3 protein-coding genes are annotated in these 3,514 nt (G+C 70.4%); all 3 read left to right on the top strand.

What is annotated here, in order from left to right; genetic code table 11:
• Positions 1–24: 24 nt before the first annotated feature.
• The 3 genes from EF903_RS30340 to EF903_RS30330 all read left to right on the top strand — a co-directional run bounded on the left by EF903_RS30340 (position 25) and on the right by EF903_RS30330 (position 3,483).
• Positions 25–1,092: a hydrogenase expression protein HypE gene (locus EF903_RS30340; protein WP_125548196.1), complete on the top strand. Its 1,068-nt coding sequence runs from the start codon at positions 25–27 to the stop codon at positions 1,090–1,092.
• Positions 1,093–1,186: 94 nt separating this feature from the next.
• A complete protein-coding gene (locus EF903_RS30335) occupies positions 1,187–2,971 on the top strand; it encodes a nickel-dependent hydrogenase large subunit (protein ID WP_125548195.1) in 1,785 nt (594 codons plus the stop codon).
• A complete protein-coding gene (locus EF903_RS30330; protein WP_125548194.1) occupies positions 2,968–3,483 on the top strand; it encodes a hypothetical protein in 516 nt (171 codons plus the stop codon). The genes EF903_RS30335 and EF903_RS30330 overlap by 4 nt, the downstream gene beginning before the upstream one ends.
• The last annotated feature ends 31 nt before the right edge of the window (positions 3,484–3,514 follow it).

The raw sequence follows: 3,514 nt of genomic DNA, 5'->3' as shown, positions 1-3,514 counted from the left end.
CCCGCATCCCTAGGAGCGATCCGCATGGACGCTGCAACGCCGACCCTGCCAGAGACCACGCCAGAGGACCCCACGATCCACATCCTCTGGATCAACGCCGGACTGAGCTGCGACGGCGACTCGGTGTCCCTGACGGCCGCGATGCAGCCCAGCATCGAGGAGATCGTCACCGGCACCCTCCCCGGCCTGCCCAAGATCGCCGTGCACTGGCCGCTGATCGACTTCGAATGCGGGCCGGTCGACGGCGCCGACACCTTCATCGAGTGGTTCTTCAAGGGCGAGCGCGGCGAGATCGACCCCTTCGTCCTCGTCATCGAGGGCTCGATCCCCAACGAGAAGATCAAGCCCGAGGGCTACTGGTGCGGCTTCGGCGACGACCCGGAGACCGGGCAGCCCATCACGACCAGCGAGTGGATCGACCGGCTGGCGCCCAAGGCCCTCGCCGTCGTCGCCATCGGCACCTGCGCCACGTACGGCGGCATCCACGCCATGGAGGGCAACCCGACCGGCGCGATGGGCCTGCCCGACTACCTCGGCTGGGACTGGAAGTCCAAGGCCGGCATCCCGATCGTGTGCGTGCCCGGCTGCCCCATCCAGCCGGACAACTTCTCGGAGACGCTCACCTACCTGCTCTACCAGGCGGCAGGATCCGCCCCGATGATCCCCCTGGACGACAAGCTCCGGCCCACCTGGCTGTTCGGCCAGACCGTCCACGAGGGCTGCGACCGGGCCGGCTACTACGAGCAGGGCCAGTTCGCGGAGACCTACGACTCCCCGCAGTGCCTGGTCCGCATCGGCTGCTGGGGGCCCGTCGTCAAGTGCAACGTCCCCAAGCGGGGCTGGATGAACGGCATCGGCGGCTGCCCCAACGTCGGCGGCATCTGCATCGCCTGCACGATGCCCGGCTTCCCGGACAAGTTCATGCCGTTCATGGACGAGCCCCCCGGCGCCCACGTCTCCACCCGGGCCAGCGGCATCTACGGGGCGGTCGTCCGCAGGCTCCGCTCGATGACCCTGCACACCGTCGACCAGGAGCCCAAGTGGCGCCACACCGGCCGCGAGCTGACCACCGGCTACCGCAGGCCCTGGTGACCCCCCGCCCCGGCCGGAGGCCCCGTCCGCCGGCCGGGTTCCCGCACGCCCCGACCCCCCGCACCCGGTTCCCAGAAGGGCCACGGCCAAGACAATGACACCGAAGACGAACACCGCCGGCGACGGCAGCGGCCTCGTGGAGATGGCCTGGGATCCGATCACCCGGATCGTCGGCAGCCTCGGCATCCACACCAAGATCGACTTCAAGCAGAAGCGGGTCGCCGAGTGCTACAGCACCTCGTCCGTCTTCCGCGGCTACAGCGTCTTCATGCGCGGCAAGGATCCCCGCGACGCGCACTTCATCACCAGCCGCATCTGCGGGATCTGCGGTGACAACCACGCCACCTGCTCCGTCTACACGCAGAACATGGCCTACGGGGTCAAGCCGCCCCACCTCGCCGAATGGATCATCAACCTCGGCGAGTCCGCGGAGTACATGTTCGACCACAACATCTTCCAGGAGAACCTGGTCGGGGTCGACTACTGCGAGAAGATGGTCCGCGAGACCAACCCCGGCGTCCTCGACCGCGCCGAGCGCACCGAGGCCCCGCACGCCGCCGAGCACGGCTACCGCACCATCGCGGACATCATGCGCTCCCTCAACCCCATCGAGGGCGAGTTCTACCGCGAGGCCCTCCAGGTCAGCCGCTACACCCGCGAGATGTTCTGCCTGATGGAGGGCCGCCACGTGCACCCCTCCACGCTGTACCCGGGCGGCGTCGGCACCATCGCCTCCGTCCAGCTCTTCACGGACTACATGTCGCGCCTCATGCGCTACGTCGAGTTCATGAAGCGCGTCGTCCCCCTCCACGACGACCTCTTCGACTTCTTCTACGAGGCCCTGCCCGGCTACGAGGAGGTCGGCCGGCGCCGCGTCCTGCTCGGCTGCTGGGGCGCCCTCAACGACCCCGAGTACTGCGACTTCACCTACGCCAACATGACCGACTGGGGACGGAGGATGTTCGTCACCCCGGGCGTCGTCGTCGACGGCAAGCTGGTCACCAACGACCTCACGCAGATCAACCTCGGCATCCGCATCCTGCTGGGCAGCTCGTACTACGACGACTGGGAGGGCCAGGAGCCGTTCGTCCGCCAGGACCCCCTCGGCAATCCGGTCGACCCCCGCCACCCCTGGAACCAGCACACCATCCCCGCCCCGCAGAAGCGCGACTTCGGCGACAAGTACAGCTGGGTGATGTCCCCCCGCTGGTTCGACGGCAAGGACCACCTCGCCCTCGACACCGGCGGCGGCCCCATCGCCCGCCTGTGGTCCACCGCCCTGTCCGGCCTGGTCGACATCGGCTACGTCAAGGCCACCGGCCACAGCGTCGTCATCAACCTCCCCCGCACCATGACCAAGCCCGAGACCACCTTCGAGTGGAAGATCCCGCAGTGGAGCAACGCGCTGGAGCGCAACCGCGCCCGCACGTACTTCCAGGCGTACGCGGCCGCCGTCGCCCTGCACTGCGCCGAGAAGGGCCTGGAGGAGGTCCGCGCCGGACGCACCCAGACCTGGGAGAAGTTCGAGGTGCCGGACGAGTCGATCGGCGTCGGCTTCACCGAGGCCGTCCGCGGCGTCCTCTCCCACCACATGGTCATCCGCGACGGGAAGATCGCCAACTACCACCCGTACCCGCCGACCCCCTGGAACGCCAGCGTCCGCGACTCCTACGGCACCCCCGGCCCGTACGAGGACGCCGTCCAGAACACCCCGATCTTCGAGGAGAACCCCCCGGAGAACTTCAAGGGCATCGACATCATGCGCGCCGTGCGCAGCTTCGACCCCTGCCTGCCCTGCGGCGTCCACATGTACGTGGGCGGCGGCCGGACCGTGAAGTCGATGCACGTCCCCACCGGCCTGAGCGGACTGGGCGGATGAGCGCCGCCATGGACGCCCGCGAGGCGGGCCGCCGCGTCGACGCCGTCCTCGACCGCCTCGCCGCCACGGGGGACCGGCAGGCGTGCGAGGCCGCCGAGGAACTCGTCCGCGTCCTCATGGACTTCTACGGCGCGGGCCTCGCCCGGATCGTCGAGCGGCTCGGCGCGGGCCCCGTCTCCCGCATGCTCGGCGACGACCTCGTGGCGAGCCTGCTCGCCCTGCACGACCTGCACCCCGAGGACGTGGACGCCCGCATCGCCCGCGCCCTCGCAACCCTGCGCGAACCGGTCGAGCCCCTCGGCTTCGACACCGCCACCGGTGTCCTCCGGCTCCGCCCGGCCGCCACCGGCGGCTGCGGCTGCGGGGGCGACGACGCCGTACGGCGCGCCGCCGAGGACGCACTCGCGGGCATCGCCCCCGAGGTGACCGCGGTCGAAATGGAGCCGGCGCCCCCGCAGCCCGCCCTCCTCCAGATCGGCCGCCGCCCGCACGCCCCGGCGCGCGTCCCGTGACCGCCGCCCGCACCCACGCCCGGCCGGCCCC

Origin of the sequence: Streptomyces sp. WAC05292 (assembly GCF_003949955.1) — a bacterium.
GTDB classification, from domain to species: Bacteria; Actinomycetota; Actinomycetes; order Streptomycetales; family Streptomycetaceae; genus Streptomyces; species Streptomyces globosus.
The sequence above is the reverse complement of the archived record's forward strand: the minus strand, read 5'-3'. Positions and strand labels throughout refer to the sequence as shown.